The organism is Paenibacillus popilliae ATCC 14706, assembly GCF_000315235.1.
GTDB lineage: Bacteria > Bacillota > Bacilli > Paenibacillales > Paenibacillaceae > Paenibacillus_B > Paenibacillus_B popilliae.
Genome location: NZ_BALG01000570.1, coordinates 1 through 370, shown reverse-complemented (window position 1 = coordinate 370; position 370 = coordinate 1). Strand labels below are relative to the sequence as shown.

At 50.0% G+C, this 370-nt stretch carries 1 protein-coding gene; it reads right to left on the bottom strand.

Translation table 11 applies throughout. The annotated features are described in order from the left end of the window. The coding region (locus PPOP_RS19165) for a group II intron maturase-specific domain-containing protein (RefSeq protein WP_305082450.1) at positions 1-370 on the bottom strand (370 nt) is incomplete at both ends.

Genomic DNA, 370 nt, shown 5'->3' with positions numbered 1-370 from the left:
TTCCCTACCCGAAAGTAGTTCACCCATCCTGCCAAAATCGCATTGATTTGCTGTACGATTTCTTTGGCCGATTTCGCTCCACCATTATGGATGACTTCGCGAATGCGTGCTTTCACGGATATACAGGCCTTCTTCCTCGGTGTCATAAGGATGAAGTACCCGGTATTACTTCGATTCCGAACTCTTCGCAGGTCGAATCCTAGAAAAGCGAATGCCTCACCTCTCCGGGCGTTAACCGTTTGAGTCTTTTCTAGGTTGAGTTCCACGCCCAGTGGCTCCAAATGTTCGCGCAATCGCTTCAACGCCAGTTCCGCCCACCCACGCTTACTGGAATGCCCGCTTACTGTAATCAGCATATCGTCTGCAAATC